A 22,938-nucleotide genomic window follows, 5' to 3' on the forward strand; every position below is an offset into this window, starting at 1 on the left:
CCTGCCATACCGGCGTAAGTTACAGAACAAGCTGGATTTCTGGCGGTGGCGGTGGAAGTGTGTCCGAATCAGTAGTGACTCCGGCACTGGAGCTTCCTGAAGCCACGCTGGCACTGACCCATTTGAAAAAGCCTGAAAATGCGGTCGAATCCAGTGTTTCAAGAGCCACAACTTTGTCAGTCAGTAGTTTCAGATGTTCGTGTCCCGCTTTAGGGCCAACAGCACAGGCTATAATGGAACCAAACGAACGCCGCTGAACCTCTTTAACAGCTTCCCCATAAGCCCAGGCATCTGACGGAGTACCATCTGTCATCAGAAACACCAGCGGTCTCCAGTCGCCTTTCTGTTCACCATCAGAGCGGCGAATATCCCGGTCGACACACTGGATCAGACATTCAAGCGCCGCGCCGGTAAAGGTGCCGCCCGCACTTGGTACTTCTATATCAGAAAACTGAAAGTCAGCCAGGGCAGTGAGGGGAACATACTCCCGGGCTTCATTATCGTATGTAATTATTGAGATATGGACGCTTTCAAGCGCATAAGGGTCCTGTCTCAGGGCACTCAGCATAGCCTGCACACCCACATTCACTGAATGTATCGATTCTCCTCTCATTGAGCCGGAAGTATCGATGAGCAGATATACGGGTAGTCTTCGCATTTAGATATAGTTCCTCAGATGGCTTACGAACGAATCGGAGGTGGAAGGCTCGCCTATCGCATTCAGTTTCCAGCCACTGGATTCCCGGACAAGCTCAGCAAAGACCATCGATCGCTGACCATTAAAGGCTACACCGCCGGAGAGGTCAAAGCGTGCCATTTCCACATTTTTTCCGTCTACCGCCCGGATAAATGCATTTTGCACTTTTCCAAAGTGCTGCTGTAATTTTTCGCCGTTGTAGATCTGAACAATAAAGACAATTTTTTCGTACTTCGGATCGATGCTGTTTAGTTTTACGATAATTTGCTCATCGTCTCCGTCACCGGCACCTGTCCGGTTATCGCCGGTCAACCAGATCTGCCCTGATTTATGGCGAAGACTGTTGAAGAAGACAATATCGCCGTTAACCAGTGTCGGCTTACCATTTTCAACATTGCCAAGATCAGTCACTTTACCGGCTGCGTTGCAGAGAAAGGCAATAACATCGAGGTCATACTCCTCCTCTTTTTTGCCAAAAATTCCGCCCAGGAACCCTTTTTTCTCTTCATTGATGTCCCAGCCAAGACCTATCGTGACTGAGGAAAGATCGAACTCATTTTTACGCAGGCTGACGCCTTGCCCTTTCCGTAAGCTGACAGTCATAGGATCCTCTCTTAAGTTAATTGCTTATAAAACCACGTTTACTTCTGGCGGCGGTGGAGGCAAATCATCAAGACCGATAACTTCTTTTTTACCGGCATCGACTTTCTGGCTACCTACGGAAACACTGGCAGACACCCATTTGAAAAAAGCTTTGATGGAAGAGCTGTCGGCAGTGTCCAGCTGGAGAACAATCTCGGTGATCTCCTTAAGCACATCCGTATCTGCATCATGCCCGGCAGCACATGCGACAACTACCCCTTTTTTGGCTGCTTTGAATTCATTAAGTCCTTTACGCCAGTCATCAGTAGGGCCACCATCCGTCATCAGGAAAACGAGTGGACGCCAGTCGCCTTTTGTCTCCGCTGTCGTTTTCTGAACTTCTGAATCAATTCGGTTTGCAGTCAGGGATAAGGCTTCGCCCAGAGCGGTAGTTCCGCTTGCCGAAAAAGAGGGGAGATTGAAACTGAGGAGATCTGTAAGAGGTACGGCCTGACGTGCAGTAGAATCGAAAGTAATGACAGAGACATATGCAGTTTCCAGTGCATAAGGATCCTGCTTCAGGGTGGTCAGTAGTGTCTGGACACCATTTTTAACTGCCTCTATAGGCTCTCCGTGCATTGAACCTGATGTATCGAGAAGCAGATAGACGGGAAGTCTTCTCATCTTAAACTTTCCTTAATGGTTGATGGGGGAGCTCATTTCCTGAACATGGTTTTATAAACACTTCATATCATATTACTAAAAACAAAGGCATATAGTTAGTTCAGCAATCACAAAGTGAGATTTTCACGTTGTTTCAAACGCGCGAGTTGGTTGAACAACAATACAAATTTGCAATATTTCAACAATACGATCCCCGCCATTTTTAGTAGGCATTCGCCATATTGATAACCCGTCGCCGGGAAACTGTACAGGTCATAATCTATATAAAATATGGTTTAACGTTTTTGCATTTAATAATACGGCGACGATGGTTAGTTAAAAGAAAACTAATTAAATAAAACGCAGGGATTATTTATGAATTAAGAATCTTTATTTTATTAATTTGCTTTTTATCTGTAGTTATACAATAAACACCTGTTGGGAAAATGGTAAAGATTGCCGATTAGTGGAGTGAGAACAACCACCCCACTAATATTCTGCTATTTCTTCATTTCATTGATAATTTCATCAATTTTTAACTCTACTAATTTTTCTACTGCCTCGCTTCTTGATGTACCGCTTAGCGCAGCCAGTTTGTCAATTTTGCGAAGAACACGGCGTCTTATCGACAGGGAAACGGAAGTTTTTATATCCTTATCCAGTACCACCCGTGCCCCCTGGTCATGTGTTTTTAAATCAGAATTAAGGTCCAGCGCCTCACTCATTCTCTTTAGTGTTTTCTTATCCAGTAATCCGGAGTGTACCATCTGATAGGAGTGGCCAGCCTTACTGTATTTAATTTCAGCAGCGTAAGTTTCCCTCAGCTCTTTAAGCGCCCGGCTTAGTGTCGGCTCAGAACAGGCCAGCGTCGCGGTGATGGATTGCGCCGATACAGGCTTCCCTGAGCCAAGTATGTTAGCCAGGGTGTAAACTCTTTCCTGTCTGGTGTTTAATTGCATATTCAGTCGGTACCTGCCATCTGGGTCAGTGGTTCTATAGGCTGAAAAATGTAAGTTGAACTCATTTTCCTGATCAGACCTCGATCACCCAATGCTTCAATAGGGTCAACGCCACGCAGATTCCCGAAGTTGATTAGCTCGATTTCAGAGCGGCGTACCCGCCAGGAAATAATGTACTCATCTTCAAGATATCCAGTGCGTTTACTCACCCGCTGAGTGAAGCCTGAAATGACGGCCTGTTCAAACGGAAGCGTCTGAAAAACGATTGCTGCTAATCTCAGCAGGCATCCGTGAACGTGTTTAGCGTAACTTTCCCGGACCGCTTTCTGTGTCATGGCTTTTTCATTGATATCAGTTCCCCGGGCATTCACGCTATACACTTTATCAGGCATATCCTCAATCTCAGGTAAATCAACATCAAGCCAGACTGTTGATTCTTCAGGCCGTACCTCAAACGTCACCAGCGTTTCTCGCGGCCATTCTGTTTGCGAGAAAACTTCCTCAAGACAATGTTCAAAGAAGCGGGCGTTAGATCGGAATTGCTCTTTCGCTAAAGCTACAGAGTCCGTGCGATTTTTTTCATGCTCCTGGTACTGATGCTGCCATTCTGCGTACTGCTCAGCCCACGCTATACGCTGTTTCTCATAACGCTGTTTCAGCAACGCATTTTCACGTTCAATATCAGCGACGGACGTCTGCCACCGCCGAAGGTTTTCGTTCTGTCGCTCCTGTCGGGCTGCATCAGATTCAAACCATCCCCCAAGGAAACCGCGACCGGCATGCTCATCAGGTTCTGGTGGAAGAGGTATATATTCAGGTTTGTTTGGTCGTACCGGCGCAGGAAGAGTGAAACTGCCCTGACGGAGCGCCAGGTACTGTGTCTCGAGCGTGGCCCAGGTATTCCCTCCCTTTGGAGAAGGGGAGAGTTCATGGATATTGGTTATCGCTGTTACGGTGGACATCAGTTTTTCCACCACCAGCTCCAGTTCAGACCTCAGACCGGGATCTGCCTGATGCCTGGTATTCACTCTTTCCCGTGCTGTTCTGTCAATCCGGGTGCGGTAACTCAGTCCCGTTCCGGGAAGGCCCAGGTTGGCAAACGTACCATTCTTTCCCACTGACAGCGAAGCTCCACGGGGGCCAATACTCAGACTGGGGGTCCCGTTACTCAGGTTAACCCTGACCCCCGGGATAATGCTGATCGATTTACGAAATCTGAATCCCATATATGCTTCCTTAGTGCTGCTTAGAAACTGGAATAAGCCTGATTCCTTCCGGATTTTGCCCCGTAGTCAGACCGTATACCTGTCCCCGTCCCAGGATCCCCTGAGCCCACCGGCGATGGGTGGCCGGTTCACACATCGCTCCCTGAGATTTGAAGACTGCCTGGGTGGAATTCAGAATTCGTAACGCATCTGAATGCTCACCAGGAGACACTTTAAGCGCCTCCTCTATGACACTAATCTGATCAGGATGAATGGCCGTTTTACCCACCAGCCCATGGGCGATATCCATAGAGAGTTCTCGTCCCAGAACGCCGTGATCGTCGATGTGTTCGCATACTGGTGCGGTAAGCGCAAAATCACGAGGAGCGAATACTGACACAAGCATTTTTATGACATAACCCATAGGAGTGTCATAAAGGGTCAGATCCCGTGGCCGTCGCAGAGACACGACGTTCATGAGATCGTTTCCGCCGATCCGCAAAGCGATTATGCGGTCACGGCAGTCATGACTCGAAAGTTCATTTGCCAGCGCCTGCATTTTAATAACATCATAGACTTCTTCGGTTTCAAGCGTTGGCATCATCATCAATGATGTTCCTGCCATGATGTCCCACCAAACCGGGAGCGTGGAAAGGGTGAATTTGGGCAGTACAAAACCATCAACTGCACTCAGGTCCAAATTAGTCGTTAACCATCCCCCCATATCAGTGTGACGTGGGCGGATAAATACCAGTGGGTACTTCTCATCATCGTTGACGGCTCTTGCGTGTCTCAATTGCTTCAAAAACAGTGAAAGATTCTGAATCGCAAGAGGGATGTCATGCTCGCTGACCGCATCTTCCAGGCAGACAACCAGAGAGCGTAGCCCCGGTATTTTCCCTTCCAGAACGACCTCAGCGATATCCTTGCGTGTGGCAGGCATATACAGCGTGGCACCGAGTTCCCATGGGTTGGGTTGTTTTTTCATCAGCGTACCTTTTTGATAATGGTAACCGCACGATACTGACCGAGCGTATCCCCGGCTTCCGTCACCTGGATACCTTTCTCTTTTGCCAGCCCAACCAGAAGAGAAACATCCGGGTCATCCATCTGGCGAACAAAAACATGATCAGGTACACGACGCAGAACCGCCCGCGTCGCTTCAGCGATACCCGGCTTAATGCGGTTAATGCTGTCCACCTCATAACGCGCAGCAAGGCTCTGGATAACTTTTCTGCTCAGCTGCCAGCGTGCGGCATTTTTCCCTGCGTCCCAGCCAGAAGCGGGAAGGGGTTTACCGTCAAGCTGTTCACGGAAATGTGCTACCGTATCCACCAGCATCTGGCTACATTCAAAAGACTGAAGGTGATCGCAAACCACACAGCCATGCAGGCCTTCTTCGGCCCAGACAGAGCGCGAAATCAGACCCGAGACAGGCGCGCCCATGATACCGAACGGGATAAGCCAGTCATCGTCACTGGCAGCAAGCCAGGCACATCCGCAGGGGTCAGCCAGCACAACCAGTCGAGGCTGCTCCGGATAACCGGGACGGTCCTTCAGTGTGCGGGATAATTCGCCGGTAATAGCTCCTTTTCCCGTCCAGCCGTCGACAAACACTATGCCACCAGTACCATGGCGTGATTCGATAAAATCAAGCGCCGCAGCATCAATACCCCTGTCGCGGATAATGCTGATCCCGTAGTGGAAAGACTGTTTTCCCATCGCACGCAGAGCCTGATGCAGCATGACCCCCAGTGGAACACCAGCTCTGACCAGGCTGACCAGGACAATGGGTTCATCGCCAGCACGACGGGCCAGTTCACGAGCAAGATAAGATACCTCCCGTGCCAGACGTGCAGCTCCCGAGTCAAGCGCACGGGTGAAAAGATCCAGGTGCCAGCGGGTCGGCTCTGGTTCCTGGCTTAACATGTCGGAATAATGCATTTTTCCTGACTGAATCAGTTCTTCCTTCAGGTCAACCGGTGTCATCTCCATGACAATGGGTTTCAGCAAAAAGTGAACATCGTCCGGTTTATAGGAACCAGAAAACGGGGCAAAATGCGACATCTTATTGCTCTCCAAAAATACGCTGTGATATGGCCTCGGCAAACTGACTCTGGCGTGGAAGACCAAACCAGCTGCAGAGTTTCATGAACCGATGGTCGCTCAGGCTGTCACCCAGCCCCATCACCGGGAAAACCCCGCGCTCCTGACGCAGTTTCTCCAGCAACCATGAAACGGCCAGCCCTTTTTCTACCGGGCAGGGTAACCAGGCAATGTTGTTGCTGTTACGGTGGATGTAAAACCCTTCGGTCGAAAAAACGCGCTCAATCTCATCCCCGACAGCGTTCAGTTCATCAAGCTTCGTGCTGTCGCGGTGCTTCATGACCAGATACACCGGCGTACCCTCATATTCGTAGTTGAGGCGTGCCCAGGCATTAATGCCTCGCGCATCCATGAGCTCGGTGATGATATGTTGCATTGATGTTAAGCGGTCGGCGTAGGAGGACAGGCACTCCAGCATATGGGCTTTCCAGTCGCTGTCTGGCGTACCATCTGGACGAAGGATCACCGCGCCATGAGTGGTCACGGCCCAGGAACGGAAGGGGATCTGTACCCGACTGATTTCTTCCGTACCTCTGGCCGTCACCGGAATGAGGTCCGCATGTTCCAGCAACCAGTCCACCAGCATGGCCTGCTCTTCGGTCATAAAACTGCGAGGCGTGAGGCTGCGATCCAGTGCGCCGGTCCGGAACGGTTCAAGGGCAAGTTCATCAACCATTTTTCGGCGGGTCTGGAACAGGGTGTCATCGAGGTCGCTGAAGACGACGGGCTTATTCATAGGTAATCACCTCTACGGTGGGAGCAACAGCGGAAAGCGCCTCAAGCAGCCGGGGGTCGACGCTGGAAGCTGGCGTTTCGCAACAAATCAGGATCCGGTCAAACTGCTGATGAGCAACGTTATAGACATAATTCGGAATACCCAGTCCGTAGTTATCGCTGAAAGCAATGGCGGACTGGATAGCATAACCAGTGGAAATCGGTGAGCGGGTCGTCGAACTGAACACGACCTGAGCACCTGCCGCCTCAAGTCGTTCAGCCAGCAGGAACGGCTCCCAGACAAATTCACCGGTGCCCAGCACCAGAATGTTTTCACCGTGCGAAACCTGAACCTGGAGACCCAGGTCACTCGCCGGTATCTGCATCCCGAGTCGCCCCCAGGATTGTTTGCCTGTGATCGGGACGTTCCCTCTGGAGGTCACATTTACCTGGGGCATGACAGGAAGCGGGGCATCCGGTTCGGGTGTCCAGCGCCAGTTGCCGGAGATGAGCGATACTGTATGTAGTGGCAGGGGGCTGTTCTGACTGAGTGCTTCTCCGCTCCAGTCAGTCAGCGTGACAGCAATAATCCGTCGTACCTTCCGGAGTGCACCCGATGCACGTAATGAGGCGAGAAGATTGAGGAACGTTTTCCCTGTCGTGGCTTCATCATCCACGAGCACTAATGTTTGTGCCTCCGCTACGGTTTGCCGCATGGCAGCAGAAACTGGATAGTAGATCAGGTGGTCTGTGGCATGGCTGTGCTCTTCTTTAAACTCGCACAACAGTTCGGCATCGACCGGATGGCGGGTTGATGTCAGATAAACACAGTCAGGGTGATGCTTGCGCACCTCATCAAACACTCCCGCCCCGAGGCCGACAGCCGTCTCAGCCATCCCGATAAATACCACCGGCCCGTCCAGAGTCCCGGGAAACTTCTCCGCCAGCTGTGTATAAACATTGCGCATGACCAGAGGAGAGACAGGAATATGTCGACCCAGCACTTTACTGACAAACAGAAATGCGCGTTTTGGATTCCGCCGTTCGGCGATATCAAAGAGATCAGTAAGAGGATAATCGGTTTCCTCGCTGCTTACTTCAATTCGCCCACAGGATAATGTCTTTTGATAAACGAAATTACCATCAATTGCTGACATATCTGTCTCCATTAATCAATTCTGTTGGTCAATGATGCCGGATAGAGAATGACATCGGTGACAGAGCGGACGACTGCAGGTGAAAAATCAGTTTTCGCTGACTGCCTGACCTGATCATCATCCATCAGCCCAAGTGTATGGAAGGCATACAGACCCGGAAGATTCACGCCACTGTGCCGCGTATAACCAATACCTCCTGAAGGCCGCATGTTAATTTCCAGCAATAGCGGTTTGCCTTCGGCATTATGGCGAGTCTGTACATTGACCATGCCGTCTGCGTTCATTAGGCGGGCGCAGTTGATGGCAAGTTCAATCGCTTCCCCTTCATTTTCCAGATACTGAAGCACACCTTCTTTACGCCGCCCGATAGCGGCCAGGACCGTGCCTTGACTTACCACCATATCCACAGAGTATTCTGGTCCGGGTAAATAGGGCATCAGTACTTGTGGAGTAAAGCAGTCCATCCGGGCATGAGCAGCCAGAAACTGTGATGGGTGGATAACACGGCTATCAGGATTGTTGAGAAAAGCTACCGGGGAAACATTGTCATCAAAACGCCAGAATCCCATGCCATAAATGCCTGTAACAGGTTTAATGCAGAGGCAATCAGAAGGGAAAGGGGGATGACTCAGCAGAGTACGAAGCTCGTCTACATTTTTTACCCGAACCGACGGGACAACCGGAAGTCCATTTTTTTCCATAAACTCGGAAAAAGTAACTTTTTCATCGGCTAATTCAAACCAGTGAGTCCCCGTTGACCCGGTAGTCAGGTGGACACCAGAACGTTGAATGTTTTCCCGGTGGCTTTCAAACCATTTACAGTTGCGACCAGTATGTATCGCATTAATACCATGAGCGTCAGTAATGGAATGAATAAAAGAAAGACGTTCTTCTTCGTTGTTAGGTTCGATCATTGAAAAATCGGAAACAGACAAGATCTCTTTCCTCTCGTTGCGATGAGAAGAAAAGATTTCAATATCCTGATTTTCCTTTTCCGCAAATGATTTCACTCCAAGGATAATGTCTCGCTGGGAAGATAGCCCTTCCATAAACCAAATTTTCTTTTTCATTTTTTATAATTGTCGCCTGAAAAGGGGATGAGATTTTTGTAATACATGAGTCTAAGAACTGACCTGCGCCATGTCAATCATAATATGATAATCACTCGCTGTTTTTGACTTTCCGGCTAGACCACAAAAACCACTTAATAACAATAACATACATCAAACCACCACCTACCCACCCAATGTAATGAAACGTAAATTCCAGAAACCCACCAGTTTTTACCTTGCGGGTGAACTTTGTCATGATATGATTTAGATGCATTCTGTTTGAAAATGAATTTTATAAAAACCCGGTCAATACCTTTTAAGGAATGAATATGGTTTCTTTAAGTAAAAACCAGACAGTATCACTCAGCAAACAATCCACTGCTCTCAGCCAGCTTCAGTTCGGACTGGGTTGGGATCCTGTTAAGAAAAAGGGATTATTTGGCAGCATTTTTGGTGGCAATGATTCCATAGACCTGGATGCAGGTTGCGTTCTTCTGGATGCCGCAGGTAATAAAATTGACACCATCTGGTTTCGTAAACTGAAATCCAGCTGTGGGTCTGTCGTCCACTCCGGCGATAACCTGACGGGTGAGGGGGATGGAGATGATGAAATCATTCGCGTCGATCTCACAAAATTGCCGGCAAATGTTGAATACCTCGCCTTTACCGTGAACAGCTTTCGTGGGCAGTCCTTCAACGATGTCGATAACGCCTTCTGTCGCGTCGTGGATCAGACCAATAAAGAACTGGCCCGTTATCAGCTGACGGAACAAGGTGCTCATACGGGTATCATCATCGCTTCCCTGCGCCGCAACAACGGAAACTGGGATTTTACCGCCCACGGTAAAGCAAGCGGTGGCCGCACAATCGACGATATGCAATTCGATATCGTAAGTACGGTGGTAAAAGCATGAATCTGACACCGGGGGGCAATGCCCCTTTAATAGCTCAGGATCTCCGCGTGAGGGTCATTTCTGGTGGTCCTGTTGACGCTTCGGCGTTTCGATTATTCGCTGACGGGAAAGTTCGGGGTGACAGCGATATGGTCTTTTACGGGCAACCCCGTAATGAAGATGGTTCCATTAGCTTCAGTGCTGAAGGGACCAATAGCGTTTTCACCGTTGATCTGTCCCGCCTCAAGCCCGACGTGCAGAAAGTCGCCTTCACCGTTACCTGTGACGGCAGTCATACCGTTTCCTCCCTGAATCATCTGTCCATACAAATTGAAAGTGGCAATACCTCGCTGATCAGTGGTCAGGTAGAACTGAGTGGCCGTCAGGAAGCCGCTCTGATCCTCGGTGAAGTCTATCGCAGGAATGGTGACTGGAAATTTCGTTTTATCGCCCAGGGCTTCAATGGCGGCCTGAAACCTCTCGCTGAGTACTATGGCGTCAACGTCGCGGATGAGCCAGCTCCAGTCACTCCGCCACCAGCACCTCCGGCTCCGCCTAAAGTTAGCCTGAGTAAAGTTTCTCTGACCAAAGAGAAGCCTGCCATCAGCCTTGCCAAAAAAGACAATTTTGGTGAAATCCGCATCAATCTGAACTGGCATCGTGGCTCGGGTTCAGGCGGGTTACTGGGCGGTATGTTTGGTTCGAACAAAGCGATAGACCTGGATCTCGGTGCATTCGTTGAGCTCGCAGATGGCTATAAGTCAGTTGTTCAGGCACTCGGTAATGCTTTTGGTAACTATCACTCTGAGCCATATGTTCAACTGCAGGGTGATGATCGTACCGGCGAGGCTCTGGATGGGGAATGGCTACACATCAATGGCCGCGAATGGAAAGAAATTCGCCAGGTACTGATATATGCCTTTATCTATCAGGGCGTGCCTAGCTGGGACAAAACCGATGGCGTGGTGACATTACATGTTCCTGAGCAACCACCGATTGAATCGCGTCTGACTGAAGGTGATAACAAACGCACGCTGTGTGCGATTGCCCGTCTGGTCAACGAGAACGGTTCCATTCGTGTGGAACGTATTAACCAGTACTTCAGAGGCCAGGAGGAAATGGACCGCGCTTTTGGCTGGGGGTTTCGCTGGTCCAGAGGTTCCAAATAAACGCAATGATGAGGGTATGAGAATGAGTTTTTTCGACAAAGTAAAAGGGGCTTTGACCTCGGGTCGTGAGGAATTGACCCGCCAGGTAGGCCGTTACAAAAACAAGAAATTTATGCAGGGTACCGTCGCGGTATGCGCCCGTATCGCTGTTGCCAGTGACGGCGTTAGCTCCGAAGAAAAACAGAAGATGATTGGATTTCTGCGATCCTCAGAAGAGCTGAAAGTCTTCGATACAGCAGAAGTTATCGAATTTTTTAACAAGCTGGTGACCAGTTTCGACTTTGATCTGGAAATCGGAAAAGGCGAAACGATGAAATATATCCTCGCCCTGAAAGACCAGCCAGAGGCAGCTCAACTGGCTCTTCGTGTCGGTATTGCTGTCGCTAAAAGTGATGGCAACTTCGATGATGATGAGAAGAGTGCTGTCCGTGAAATTGCCCGTTCGCTGGGTTTCGACCCGGCTGAATTTGGCCTCTGATAAACAACGGATAAAGGTACGATATGGTTTCCACTCACATCGGTTTTCCGGCTGAAACAGTGACGGTCTTTGTTGCTCTGTCGGTCGGCGCCATCTTTATTGACCTGTTCATGCACCGACATGACAAGCCAATTTCCCTCAAAAGCGCAGCCTTATGGTCCGTTTTCTGGGTTGTTGTCGCGATGGCATTTGCCGGTTTCCTTTTTGTGCATCACGGAGCCGAGGTTGCCAGCCTGTTTGTCACGGGTTATGCCCTTGAGAAGGTGCTGTCAGTTGATAACCTGTTTGTCATGATGGCGATTTTCTCATGGTTCTCAGTTCCGGACCGTTACCGTCACCGGGTTCTGTACTGGGGGATCATTGGCGCTATCGTTTTCCGGGGGATTTTCGTTGCGATCGGTACCGGTCTGCTTAGCCTTGGCCCTTATGTCGAGCTGATCTTTGCCGTTGTTGTTGCCTGGACTGCGGTCATGATGCTCAAAGGCGGTGGGGATGATGACGAAATTGAGGATTATTCTCAGCACCTTGCTTATCGCCTGGTTAAACGCTTCTTCCCGATTTGGCCGAAACTGTCCGGACATGCATTCCTGCTGACACAAAAAGAAGTGGACGCCGAACTGGCTAAGCCAGAAAACAAAGACGTATCTGTAGGGCGACTGAAAAAGGCAGCGCTATACGCCACCCCATTGATGTTATGTGTGGCTGTAGTGGAACTCTCTGACGTGATGTTTGCCTTCGACTCTGTCCCGGCAATTATTGCAGTCAGTCGTGAGCCACTGATTGTGTATAGCGCCATGATGTTCGCAATACTGGGCCTGCGTACTCTGTATTTCGTACTGGAAGCCCTGAAACAGTATCTGTCCCAGCTGGAGAAAGCTGTTATCGTCCTGCTGTTCTTCATTGCGTTTAAGCTGGGTCTGAACGCTACCGATCACATCTGGCACCATGGTTACAGCCTGTCTGCGACCACCAGTCTGTATGTCGTACTGGGTGTACTGGCTCTTGGTATTCTGGCCAGTGTCATCTTTCCGGAAAAGCCGGAAGCTGAAAATAAAGAAAGCTGATCTCAGCTGATTAATGATTAACGAAAGAGGATAAATAGATGAGCGTTTCACTATCTAAAGGCGGCAACGTTTCCCTGAGCAAAACCGCGCCAAGCATGAAAAACGTGCTGGTTGGCCTTGGCTGGGATGCACGTTCTACGGACGGTCAGGACTTTGACCTCGATGCTTCCGCATTTCTGCTGGCAGCCAATGGCAAGGTTCGTGGCGATGCAGATTTCATTTTCTATAACAACCTGAAATCTGCTGATGGTTCCGTTACTCATACCGGTGATAACCGTACCGGTGAAGGTGATGGCGACGATGAATCCCTCAAAATCAAACTGGACGCGGTACCTGGGGATGTCGACAAAATTATTTTCGTTGTCACTATCCATGATGCTCAGGCTCGTCGCCAGAGCTTCGGTCAGGTTTCCGGCGCATTTATCCGTCTGGTGAATGATGACAATCAGACTGAAGTTGCTCGCTACGATCTGACAGAAGACGCTTCTACTGAAACTGCCATGCTGTTTGGGGAGCTGTATCGTCACAACGGAGAATGGAAATTCCGTGCGGTTGGCCAGGGTTATGCTGGTGGACTGGCTTCCGTGTGCGCTCAGTACGGCATCAACGCGTCCTGATAAAAAGTAACTTTCTTACCCAAATCATTCGGGGGTGATGCCCCCGATATCCACGACCCGATATCCACGACCCGATATCTACGATTAGCAGGAGCAAAAAATGGCTGTTTCTCTCGTTAAAGGCGGTAATGTTTCTCTGACTAAAGAAGCCCCGAGCATGAATGTTGCTTTGGTTGGCCTGGGCTGGGATGCACGCGTTACTGATGGTCAGGCATTTGATCTGGATGCATCAGTATTCCTTGTTGGCGAAAACGGTAAAGTGCTGTCCGATTCGCATTTCGTATTTTATAACAACACCACCAGCCCGGATGGCGCAGTACAGCATCAGGGTGATAACCGTACCGGTGAAGGCGACGGTGACGATGAGCAGGTCAAAATTGATCTGACAAAAGTGGCCGCAGACGTTAAGAAGCTCGTATTCGCAGTCACCATTCATGAAGCAGACAGCCGTAAGCAAAATTTCGGCATGGTCAGTAACAGCTTTATGCGTGTGGTGAACAACGATAATGGCTCCGAGATTGCACGCTTTGACCTGTCAGAAGATGCCTCAACTGAAACCGCAATGATTTTCGGTGAACTGTATCGCCATGGCGCGGAATGGAAGTTTAAGGCTGTAGGACAGGGCTTTGCTGGTGGCCTGGCTGCGCTGGCAACCCAGCACGGCATCAACATCTGATAAACCAGTAAAACCAAACCCCGGCCTGTCCGGGGTTTTTTCTACCCGCTGAGTGATCCCTTTACCCGGCAACAAGGAGCCTAAATGCAATTACAATCAGGACAGAACATTCCGCTTCACACAGCTACACTGACTCTCCGGCTTGATTATCCCCCCAGTCCTGGATTTCACAGTACCCCTGAGACTTGCCTGTTTATGCTGAATGCTGAGGGAAAAGTGACAGGCGATGCCGATTTTATCTTTTACAACAATCTCAGTGCCGCCGGTGGCAGTGTGAAGCTCAACCCCGGTCACCAGTACGCAGTCGTTCATTTTGCGCTTGACCAGATCCCGGATACGATTCAGAAGATTGCAATCTCTATGGTGATAGATGGCAGTGATACGATAAGCGGCCTCGCGCAACTGAAACTTTCTGCTGAAAGTCAGGCCACCTTTTTTGTCGATCTCAATGGCCGCACAGAAAAGGCAGTAATTATGGGGGAAGTTTACCGATACCAGGGCAACTGGAAGCTCAGGGCGCTTGGGCAGGGATTTAATGGCGGGCTTGAGCCACTGGCAGTTAGCTATGGTGTGGACGTGGAACCTGCAGCAGAAGTTGTACCGCAACCAGCCAGGATCAGCCTTGAAAAGAAACTCGAAGGTAAAGCGCCTGCGCTTATCAGCCTGGCTAAGAAAGCCAGTATTTCACTGGCAAAACACAAACTGGATACCGTTGAAGCACGAGTCGCTTTTGTTCTCGATGCCTCAGGCTCAATGACCGGCCAGTTTAAAAAAGGGCATGTACAGGCCGTTCTTGACCGTATAGCTGTCCTGTCTGTCCAGTTCGATGATGACGGCACGATGGATGTATGGGGCTTTGCTGAGCGTCACAAGAAATACCCTGACGTCACACTGGACAACCTTGACGGATACATTGCTGCAATTCAGAACACGGGTAAACGATCTGCCTGGGAAATCCTTCCCGGCCTTGGCGGGACGAACAATGAGCCGCCAGTCATGAATGAGGTTATCGATTATTTCAAGGACAGCACCCTACCCGTTTTTGTCGTGTGCATTACAGATGGCGGGATCAGCAAAACACGAGAAATTAAAGAGGCCATCCGCCGCTCAGCCAACTATCCTGTCTTCTGGAAGTTCGTGGGACTGGGCGGATCAAATTATGGGATTCTGGAGAGGCTGGACACCTTTAGCGACCGTCGCGTAGACAACAGCAACTTTTTTGCGATCGATAATTTTGCCCACATAAAGGACGAAGAGTTGTATGAAAAACTTCTCGAAGAGTTCAAAGACTGGCTTGGACTGGCAAAAAAGGAAGGCATTATCTGACCCATCGCCCCGGTAAGGGGCGATAGGCCTGCTGCCATGACGACACCTTTTCAAAGTACGCAGAGCTAAACAGGGCTATATGCAGATGTGATCGCTGAAACCCAACTTCACCCAGTAATTTATACCCAGGAACACATCGGCAGGGATGAAAAAAACCCGCTCGGAAAAGCGGGCTGAAAGTAGGTATTCCAATGGTAACAGGTTGAAGCATACCTAATAGTCCGAGCTACCGATTTACCAGGATGCACTCTTTTTTTGACCAGTTACAGTGGTTAAATGTAGAATATATGTTGCCTTTATGTAAAGAAGAAATTACAGAACGATAAAGGGCAATTTTTATCTGATGATTAGCTTCGACGGAAGTTTACGACGGAAACCTTGATGGAAGTGACGCCAGTGAGGCTCAGTCGCTGCGGAAAGGAGTTCATAATCACCCCGCGTATCACCCCATGCCCGAAGATGATAGTCAGTCAGAGGTCCATATTCTTTTTCAAGCCGGATAATTTTCTGTGAGCACCTGCAATTATGACCACTGATTCTGCCAGTCAGAATGCCGTCTTTTGTCTCTAATTGTGTACCAATCAGTTTGATCCTAAGTTTTTCGGCAAAGGGTCTGAGTACAATTTCCGGCGACGCAGAACATAAGGTGACGATCGCGCCGGAAGTGACTTCATTCGCCACAGCAATCAAACCTGCCGGGCGCATGAGGCGATGCCAGTAGAGCTGACAGAATTCCTCTGCTTTAGAAGACACCCACTTTTCCTCAACACCAGTAAGAAAAGTTGTAATGAGCGTTTCTTTTAGCTCATCACGCGTCATCTGCTTACCCATACAGCGTAACGTGGGTAGAGCCATGCTGACGATACGTCGCGAAAACGCCCGATTGCCAAAGGCAAACCGCAGAAAAGGGATAAAGCTATCATGCCGCGTTAACGTACCGTCAAAATCAAATACAGAAAGCATGCGGGGCTGAATGACGTTCATCGTGATCTTATTCCGTTGGATAGTAGGTTACTTCTGCCAGCCGCTGCACTATACCACCAGGACGCGAATAACAGTAACTGCACGTGAGGTGCTAACATCCTTCTCGCGTCAAAATGAAGGGCAGGGGTCCAGGCACCTCCTGAGAAAAAAGTAACTTTTTCGTGATTGTGTGCTCAGTAAAATCTGATGCGGTAACCCCATACTCTGGATCGGCGGAGGGCAGTATATTACTGTTCCTTCACAAGTAATGAGTTCTGATCTCTGTAAGCATACCTGTCACATTCAGCACCCTGAAACCGTACCCCGGAACTGTCTGGTGTCAGGACAAGTCCACCTTGTGCAGCATGTACGTGGAGAAGCTTATCCCCACCCGACACATTCAGATGTAGTGCAGGCACGCCATGATTGATTTCCAGTAATACACCTAAGCAAAGCTGACCTGTATCGTCCGCCACCTCGATTGAGGTCTGGTTATCCAGATGGTAGGTGGCCGTATAAATTCTGCTATCCGCTTCATGGCAAACCGGTTCACCTTCAGGGATACGCCAGTCCGTCATTAGTTTAATAACAGGAGCACCGACAGATTATTTTTGTGCGGCCACAATAAGCAGAGATTGCAGGGCAGCTCTGTCAGAGTTTCGGATCGCCCTGTCGAGGATAGTTTCCTGTCCCTCGTCTGCCCAGGCTTCAACATGATAATTTGACCATACGTTACGTTCAGTCGAAGGCAGACGGTCATCGGGTTCAATGTGGAGTGTGGGGGTACACTCTATGTCTGAAAGATAGGGCTTTGCGACATCGCCATCCGTAATGCCGTTGACCCGTCCACCACAGTGATCAGCAATTACCCGCCCTATATCCAGCATGAAGGCCTGGTGCGCCTCACGGGAGTCAAGTTCACCCAGCAGTTCAGGTTTAATAAGAAGACCGGTTACGATTTCAGCCAGTTCATTGGGTAATATTTGCTTTGTCATAATGCCTCACAAAATAGACAGATCAGTACAGAAGAGTGGAGGGAGAATGCCCGGACCAAAGAAAATCACATGACGTTCAGGTACGATTTCATCACCCGGAACTCATCAGGAGTGATTGGTTTCATACTGGATTTTTTGATGGCAGAGCCAGAACTAAATTGTATCCCTCCTTCGGCATCTTTTTCCCCACCATCGCGATAGTTAAGCTGAATCTCATCATACCTATGCGCTGCATTAACGCTGTTCGGGCAACGCAATATAAACGATACTGGATATTCAAGCTCACCGACGACCTCTGTAAATTCACAAAAGAAGTAATTCATCTTCTCGGCGAAAGCGGTTCGTTCAGCCTCCAGAAAATTGTGTAGACCTGTCCACCGGATGAAATCCTTGCTCACGACACAGGCAGCGCCTCCAAACCCGTCAGGCCTTTTTAAGTTACTGCATGTAAAAGCAATTTTGAACTCTATCAATTCGTTCCTGTCAAATGCAATAAGTGCCGCCTGAGCAAACAGCGCACCATGTTCAGAATTGAAATCACCGAGATCACTGTTAATAAGAAAACCTTCTGGGCATTTTTCCCCATCAAAATGCCAGTCCAGGTCTTCAGGAATATCTGCAACATTTCTGAATGGATGGTTCAGGACACAGTGACGTACAATAATCTCCATTTCTGACAGGCCGTTTGTGTTATCACATGAAATTAGTTTTTGAATAAAACTATCATCCGGTTCAAACAATTCATTCATTGCCTCAAGTAATATATCAGCTTGAGTAGGATTTGCTTCGATAAGGCAAGCACATTCTGAATAATAGTCAGCCATGATAAACCTCATATCTGTTTAGAAGATTACGATCGATTATGAATAAGACCATCATACTAAACCAAACCGGCTCATCAAGGGGGTATTTCCACCGGAAGCAATAATAATTAAGGTCAGATTCATAAATTTTGGATAATAATAACCACCCCCTTAAATGGTACAAAAAAACCCTTGAAAACAGTGAGAAATATTGGGCTTGCAAAATTTAGTTTTTCTGATTGGAGCTTTGTATTCTATCCAGTTTTATATATAAGAGATAATGGTAGCGCTGAAAAACAGACGTTAAACTCCATAATTGTAATAGTGCTAAGAACATAATCAATCTCGTCCAGCAATTCAGCCAGTGTGTAACACCAAATATAGTCCTTTCTGTATGAAGTTATCCAGAATGATGACCACCATTCCTTAATCAGCAGGTAAATATGATTAGTTGTAAGTCCTTGTCCATGGGTATCGTTTCGCCACTCTTCTAACCAGCGTTTATGTTGACCTGGAACACAGAAAGACAAGTAAAGCCTGGATTTTGCAACGTTAATTTCAAGTTGATATTTCAATAGGTTAGATTCTTTTTTTGTCAGGCGCTCCACCCTTTGATCATGAATCCGGTCACGGTGTTCGCGGCGCTGAAAAACCCTGTTCTGTAACTCCGGGAACATGGAAACTGCCAGAGACCAGGAAAGAGGGAGAATAAAACACTCTCCACGAGATTCAATCAGAATATCGATAGCACGCAGGTATTCAACTTTAGTTGCTTCGCCACGAACAAATGGATCGTAACTCGAATCAACCTTTCTCAAGTCATTCGAGCTAATTTGCGATTTACCTGTAAGTTCTTTAAAAAAGGCTTTGACGTAGGCCAGTTCTCCTGTTTTCCGTCCCAAAGCTCTGCGATTCTCCACAGAAGCAATAGAAGCCATTGCACATCGCTGGAAAGGGTTAATCGGGACAAGCGTGGAAGATATCATTAATTACCATCCTTAGAGAATAGGAAGCACATAAAGACATATTATCAGTAATTATTTCACTTGCCAGTACCTATTTATATAATAGTGCTTATGAATAATATTCAAAAACATTTAATATTTTTCGGAGTCAACTTCAAACATGAGAAAGCAACTTTTAGCACACCCATAAACCGGAAGCATATAAAAACAGTGAGCAAAGGGAGGGTTAAAGCAATTACTAAGCCTTACATGAAAGGCTTAGTAAAGGAAATCAGGGATATTACTTAGTGATACAGCTTTCAACTAGTGAGGCAATGAATTTTCTTTCTGCATAACATCCTTTCATTGATTGCGGATCAAAAACAATATTATCAGCTTCGACATAGCGTAGCCTGTGGTATACAGACAAACGCGCTTCATTCCTTTTATGCTCTTCAAGTACCGGGGTGTAATCATGATCGGTCATTCCTATAACAAAGAAAGCACAAATGACAGATAGTCCAATGATAAAGAAGGGAGCATGTTCCAGGAAAGAAGACATTGTTTTAGATACGTTTACGTCAAAAATATCAACAACAGCATTACTGAATAAGGTAATAATTATAAGTAAAAGCATTACACCGATAACACAGGAAATCCGGAGGACCATTTTTGTGTTGTCAGGCTCAGCAGTAACTTCATCAGGTGGTGCAAAGACAGTAGAACGAGTCGTCTTCTGCATTTCCGAACCGGCATAACCTCCGCCTCCCAGAATAACAGAGTCTCCCGAAATGCCGCCCCCCAGTACTGAACCTGATCGTTCAGTAGTTGAAGTTTCCTTCAGATAAAGGGAGTGCAAAGGGATCCCGTCAGTTGGTGAATAATGAACTTTCATGATAGTCATAGTAAGGCTCCTGATTATTGATACTTTTATAGTACTGTGAGCCTGAGGACAATTTTTCCTTTAAAAGGGTGAAATCGCTATTTAACAATTTTTTTTACCGGGCACGAAAGGATAAAAACCGTAGTTGTCCTGCAAAAGCATCCAATTATGGAAAAACTATGAATGCAACATGTTGACGAGAAAATCTGATGGAAAAAGTTTACCTGTCTGGTATTGTCAGTAAAACCGGCAAAGGATTCAACTAACCAGGGGTGGTTTGTTGAATACGGAGCAGTAGCAGCCCCTTTGCCGGTTTGTCATCCTTTCATGCCTGCATCACTTTCCTTCCTGCTACCTGAAGACATCCACATACGATCTGCAATAAAGAAGCCCACATTTCGTTATGGGAGTGAACTACTTTTTTCACGAAAAGGGTCTCTCTGGGCGCACAATACGTGACACCGTCACTTTTAGATGTAAGTGATTTAATATCATTGGATATAGTCACAATGATAAATGTCAATAGCGATAAAATAACAGAAATTGATTATAAAATTGATGCCTTTTAAATAAAACAAGGTTTCAATATGTCGATATAAAAACCAACAAAAAGCATGAATTCAGGAATAACCAGAAGTGTGCTCATTTTTCCATCGCTTCAAGAGGTATGCAACATCCTATTTACAGTTAGAATAATACCCTTTATTCCATGTGTTAGATTAATGTTATCACCCGAGGTGGGGGTAACCAGCTTCTAAATCAGTCCAAAAGTTACTTTTCTAGTGGTTTTTGTTCAGGTTGCGCTACGCGAAATCTGAAGAAAAACGGAGGGGTGAGTACGTCAGATTTCACGTAGCGCACGGCGACGAAAAGAAAATTTCGTATGATTTCTGGCCGGTTAATTGATCAAAATTGAAATCGCAGGATGAAGTACAACAGGGCTGAAGCCTTTTATGCCAGAAAAGTGCTGATAGTTATAATAGGGCCGAAGCCCTTACTGAAGCATTTTGGCGTTAACTGCAGCCCTTATCGGGCAAATGGGGTAGGGGGCCAGCCGGTGCAACCCATGATGCCCAACCATCCTTTCCATATCGTTCATTATAGTAACTTTCTTTGATCGCCTTACGCGCCAAATATGAAGCAGTATCCATACCAAATACCTCAATAGGAAATAGTTCATGCCCCCCAATATCCGTCAGACAAAAATCTGGGAAAACATCATTATTAGAAGCATCGTATCTCAGGGGTTTGATAAATGACCGCTCATGCTTATGAAGATAATTTAGCATGGTCAGCTCATAACTCGAGTCTGCCGGGATCCAGTTTTCATCAACATTCATCAATGCTATCTGAAGTGGTTTAAGATAGTATGTATCTTTCCCCTTAAATTTACCCAGATCACCTATAGCCATACAGATTACGTTACCTCCTGAACGCCAGTTTGCTATTTCAGAGCTGAATCTCTTCTCCAGTGATGCCCAATTCTCAGTATTCATCAGCACAACTGGAACACCTGAAAAAAACTTTATCGGAAGTCGTTTTGATGCATTCGAGTGTCTTTCAGGGTTATATTTAGATAGTACATTGAGGCATATCAGACGCTCTTTATTCATCAGCGCCTCTGATGTCATTTTTATGTTTTTTGTCTCTTGAGGTGTCGAAGGATATGCACCTGCAAGTAAATGCATGGACAGCGGATGTGATGCGACTTTAATTTTTTCCGCAGAGTGGGTTATAAGGTTGAACACCTTGCCAGGATTACGTTTCCCGGCCATTTTCGGATACCAACGATTCAGACCGCTGTCATCCCACAGGAACTGGAGAAGACCCAGCAATGACATGCTATTCTGAGAAACACCACCTGATTTATTCCTGTTATCTATCGGTACGATCGAGGTCGACTCCGAGTCAGATGAGGCTAATGCCACGTCTAACCTAATTCCGTAGCCTCCATCTTTAAGGTCTTTGACGACACCTTGTGTATAGCATTTTAGACCTGAATTGTCTTTATCAAGCGTAAAGAAAATACAGTCAGGTGAATGTTGACTACCTGTATTCGGGTACCGTGCCAGGAAATAAGTATCACCGCCTGAGTGATATTTTACGGCAAGTGATTTTTGTCCTTTACCTTTACAGGCACAGCTTACCTTCGCTTCTACCGAAGCATGCGCCCGTGACAAAACGGCGTACCAGCTCTTTTTAAATTCTTCTTTTGTCTGGAAGTCTCTTGAATACCTTTTACTGTCACCTCCATAAGATACAATCACATCATTAACAGTAGACATAAGCCCCCCTTAATTGATCTGAGCCGAGATGCGTTTTCATTCACCTCAGGTAATAATTTTCATATACATTGACACAATAGCATGTTGTTAATAAAGTAACCTATACATTGAAAGTAACTTTTCAAAATCGTTGTGATTTTCCCCTCAAATCACATTTAATGATTATCATCCAGAGACAACCAATGATAAACATCCGGACAACTAGATTATCCATTTTTCCACTGGCTGTTATCCTTTTATATTCCCCACTAACTTCAATTGCCAAAACTTTCTCGGCGAAAGTGGTGCGTGTTATTGATGGTGATACAGTCCAGGCTTATGACGGTGCAACAAATACAAGAATACGGCTCTATGGGATTGATGCCCCTGAAAGTAAGCAAGCCTTCGGGCAGAAGGCAAAGCAAACAATGATTCAGTTAGTAGCAAATCAGGTTGTTAATATTCAGGACCATGGGCAGGACGTCTATGGTCGTATGCTTGGCACAATCTATCTTAACAACAACGATGTTAACGCCATCATGGTCGCAAACGGTATGGCCTGGGCATATCGGTATCAGGGGAGGTTGATTGTTCCTGAATATGGACCTCTTGAACAAAACGCGGCTTTGTTGAATAAATCGAACTTTTGCTGAGTTGAAGGATCAGATCACGTATCTTCCCGACAACGCAGACCGTTCCGTGGCAAAGCAAAAGTTCAAAATCACCAA

At 47.3% G+C, this 22,938-nt stretch carries 26 protein-coding genes; 9 read left to right on the forward strand and 17 right to left on the reverse strand.

What is annotated here, in order from left to right; genetic code table 11:
* Positions 1 to 19: 19 nt before the first annotated feature.
* The 10 genes from RRF55_RS23985 to RRF55_RS24030 all read right to left on the reverse strand — a co-directional run bounded on the left by RRF55_RS23985 (position 20) and on the right by RRF55_RS24030 (position 9,153).
* Positions 20 to 658 (reverse strand): vWA domain-containing protein, encoded by a 639-nt coding sequence (locus RRF55_RS23985; protein ID WP_004026585.1) that lies wholly within the window; start codon positions 656 to 658, stop codon positions 20 to 22.
* A complete protein-coding gene (locus RRF55_RS23990; protein ID WP_004026586.1) occupies positions 659 to 1,300 on the reverse strand; it encodes a TerD family protein in 642 nt (213 codons plus the stop codon).
* A 24-nt stretch (positions 1,301 to 1,324) separates the two neighbouring features.
* Entirely contained in the window at positions 1,325 to 1,963 is a 639-nt protein-coding gene (locus RRF55_RS23995) for a vWA domain-containing protein (RefSeq protein ID WP_014386542.1), read from the reverse strand.
* Between the two features lie 479 nt (positions 1,964 to 2,442).
* Complete coding sequence (locus tag RRF55_RS24000; RefSeq protein WP_004026591.1) at positions 2,443 to 2,901, reverse strand: ribbon-helix-helix protein, CopG family; 459 nt, start codon at positions 2,899 to 2,901, stop codon at positions 2,443 to 2,445.
* Positions 2,902 to 2,903: 2 nt separating this feature from the next.
* The gene (locus RRF55_RS24005; protein ID WP_032430775.1) at positions 2,904 to 4,127 is read right to left on the reverse strand and encodes a DUF4236 domain-containing protein; all 1,224 of its coding nucleotides are present in this window, start codon (positions 4,125 to 4,127) and stop codon (positions 2,904 to 2,906) included.
* Between the two features lie 10 nt (positions 4,128 to 4,137).
* Positions 4,138 to 5,094: an HpcH/HpaI aldolase/citrate lyase family protein gene (locus tag RRF55_RS24010; protein ID WP_014386544.1), complete on the reverse strand. Its 957-nt coding sequence runs from the start codon at positions 5,092 to 5,094 to the stop codon at positions 4,138 to 4,140.
* On the reverse strand, positions 5,094 to 6,173 hold the full coding sequence (locus RRF55_RS24015; protein WP_004210251.1) for a cysteine protease StiP family protein: 1,080 nt from the start codon (positions 6,171 to 6,173) through the stop codon (positions 5,094 to 5,096). The genes RRF55_RS24010 and RRF55_RS24015 overlap by 1 nt, the downstream gene beginning before the upstream one ends.
* Position 6,174: 1 nt before the next feature.
* A complete protein-coding gene (locus RRF55_RS24020; RefSeq protein ID WP_004181732.1) occupies positions 6,175 to 6,948 on the reverse strand; it encodes a hypothetical protein in 774 nt (257 codons plus the stop codon).
* Positions 6,941 to 8,083: a phosphoribosyltransferase domain-containing protein gene (locus RRF55_RS24025; protein WP_049125915.1), complete on the reverse strand. Its 1,143-nt coding sequence runs from the start codon at positions 8,081 to 8,083 to the stop codon at positions 6,941 to 6,943. The genes RRF55_RS24020 and RRF55_RS24025 overlap by 8 nt, the downstream gene beginning before the upstream one ends.
* Positions 8,084 to 8,094: 11 nt before the next feature.
* Positions 8,095 to 9,153 carry an ATP-grasp domain-containing protein gene (locus RRF55_RS24030; RefSeq protein WP_023302789.1) on the reverse strand — a complete coding sequence of 353 codons (1,059 nt, stop codon included), beginning with the start codon at positions 9,151 to 9,153 and terminating at the stop codon, positions 8,095 to 8,097.
* A 311-nt stretch (positions 9,154 to 9,464) separates the two neighbouring features.
* On the opposite strand from RRF55_RS24030, the gene RRF55_RS24035 reads away from it, so the two are divergent.
* The 7 genes from RRF55_RS24035 to RRF55_RS24065 all read left to right on the forward strand — a co-directional run bounded on the left by RRF55_RS24035 (position 9,465) and on the right by RRF55_RS24065 (position 15,358).
* Positions 9,465 to 10,049, forward strand: a complete 585-nt coding sequence (locus RRF55_RS24035) for a TerD family protein (protein ID WP_004210240.1) — start codon at positions 9,465 to 9,467, stop codon at positions 10,047 to 10,049.
* Positions 10,046 to 11,197 (forward strand): tellurium resistance system protein TerA, encoded by a 1,152-nt coding sequence (terA, locus tag RRF55_RS24040; protein ID WP_025368659.1) that lies wholly within the window; start codon positions 10,046 to 10,048, stop codon positions 11,195 to 11,197. Before RRF55_RS24035 ends, terA begins: the two co-directional genes overlap by 4 nt.
* A gap of 22 nt (positions 11,198 to 11,219) precedes the next feature.
* A complete protein-coding gene (terB, locus tag RRF55_RS24045) occupies positions 11,220 to 11,675 on the forward strand; it encodes a tellurium resistance membrane protein TerB (RefSeq protein ID WP_004026604.1) in 456 nt (151 codons plus the stop codon).
* A gap of 23 nt (positions 11,676 to 11,698) precedes the next feature.
* Positions 11,699 to 12,739 carry a tellurium resistance membrane protein TerC gene (gene terC / locus RRF55_RS24050; RefSeq protein WP_004026607.1) on the forward strand — a complete coding sequence of 347 codons (1,041 nt, stop codon included), beginning with the start codon at positions 11,699 to 11,701 and terminating at the stop codon, positions 12,737 to 12,739.
* Between the two features lie 38 nt (positions 12,740 to 12,777).
* The gene (gene terD / locus RRF55_RS24055; RefSeq protein WP_004026609.1) at positions 12,778 to 13,356 is read left to right on the forward strand and encodes a tellurium resistance membrane protein TerD; all 579 of its coding nucleotides are present in this window, start codon (positions 12,778 to 12,780) and stop codon (positions 13,354 to 13,356) included.
* Positions 13,357 to 13,456: 100 nt separating this feature from the next.
* The gene (gene terE / locus RRF55_RS24060; protein ID WP_004026611.1) at positions 13,457 to 14,032 is read left to right on the forward strand and encodes a tellurium resistance cAMP binding protein TerE; all 576 of its coding nucleotides are present in this window, start codon (positions 13,457 to 13,459) and stop codon (positions 14,030 to 14,032) included.
* Between the two features lie 84 nt (positions 14,033 to 14,116).
* Positions 14,117 to 15,358 (forward strand): VWA domain-containing protein, encoded by a 1,242-nt coding sequence (locus tag RRF55_RS24065; protein WP_004210233.1) that lies wholly within the window; start codon positions 14,117 to 14,119, stop codon positions 15,356 to 15,358.
* 336 nt (positions 15,359 to 15,694) lie between these two features.
* On the opposite strand, the gene RRF55_RS24070 is transcribed toward RRF55_RS24065, so the two are convergent.
* The 7 genes from RRF55_RS24070 to RRF55_RS24100 form a co-directional block, all read right to left on the reverse strand.
* The gene (locus RRF55_RS24070) at positions 15,695 to 16,342 is read right to left on the reverse strand and encodes an HAD family hydrolase (protein ID WP_001100942.1); all 648 of its coding nucleotides are present in this window, start codon (positions 16,340 to 16,342) and stop codon (positions 15,695 to 15,697) included.
* Positions 16,343 to 16,569: 227 nt separating this feature from the next.
* On the reverse strand, positions 16,570 to 16,899 hold the full coding sequence (locus RRF55_RS24075) for a hypothetical protein (RefSeq protein WP_119906220.1): 330 nt from the start codon (positions 16,897 to 16,899) through the stop codon (positions 16,570 to 16,572).
* A gap of 27 nt (positions 16,900 to 16,926) precedes the next feature.
* Positions 16,927 to 17,316, reverse strand: coding sequence for a hypothetical protein (locus RRF55_RS24080; RefSeq protein ID WP_004181725.1), 390 nt, complete (start codon positions 17,314 to 17,316; stop codon positions 16,927 to 16,929).
* Positions 17,317 to 17,381: 65 nt separating this feature from the next.
* Positions 17,382 to 18,140 carry a hypothetical protein gene (locus RRF55_RS24085; protein WP_016947102.1) on the reverse strand — a complete coding sequence of 253 codons (759 nt, stop codon included), beginning with the start codon at positions 18,138 to 18,140 and terminating at the stop codon, positions 17,382 to 17,384.
* Between the two features lie 233 nt (positions 18,141 to 18,373).
* On the reverse strand, positions 18,374 to 19,105 hold the full coding sequence (locus tag RRF55_RS24090) for a plasmid SOS inhibition protein A (RefSeq protein WP_025368661.1): 732 nt from the start codon (positions 19,103 to 19,105) through the stop codon (positions 18,374 to 18,376).
* A gap of 259 nt (positions 19,106 to 19,364) precedes the next feature.
* A complete protein-coding gene (locus RRF55_RS24095) occupies positions 19,365 to 19,967 on the reverse strand; it encodes a hypothetical protein (RefSeq protein ID WP_073558153.1) in 603 nt (200 codons plus the stop codon).
* 992 nt (positions 19,968 to 20,959) lie between these two features.
* Entirely contained in the window at positions 20,960 to 22,231 is a 1,272-nt protein-coding gene (locus tag RRF55_RS24100; protein ID WP_004181719.1) for a DUF1173 family protein, read from the reverse strand.
* A 182-nt stretch (positions 22,232 to 22,413) separates the two neighbouring features.
* Here RRF55_RS24100 and RRF55_RS24105 point away from each other — a divergent pair, with 182 nt between their 5' ends.
* Positions 22,414 to 22,863, forward strand: coding sequence for a thermonuclease family protein (locus RRF55_RS24105; protein ID WP_045372405.1), 450 nt, complete (start codon positions 22,414 to 22,416; stop codon positions 22,861 to 22,863).
* 1 nt (position 22,864) lies between these two features.
* Positions 22,865 to 22,938, forward strand: a 74-nt coding sequence (locus RRF55_RS24110) for a hypothetical protein (RefSeq protein WP_223176993.1), incomplete at its 3' end; no start/stop codon positions are given.

The sequence above is a fragment of the Klebsiella sp. K47 genome, assembly GCF_051858335.1.
Lineage (GTDB): Bacteria > Pseudomonadota > Gammaproteobacteria > Enterobacterales > Enterobacteriaceae > Klebsiella > Klebsiella pneumoniae.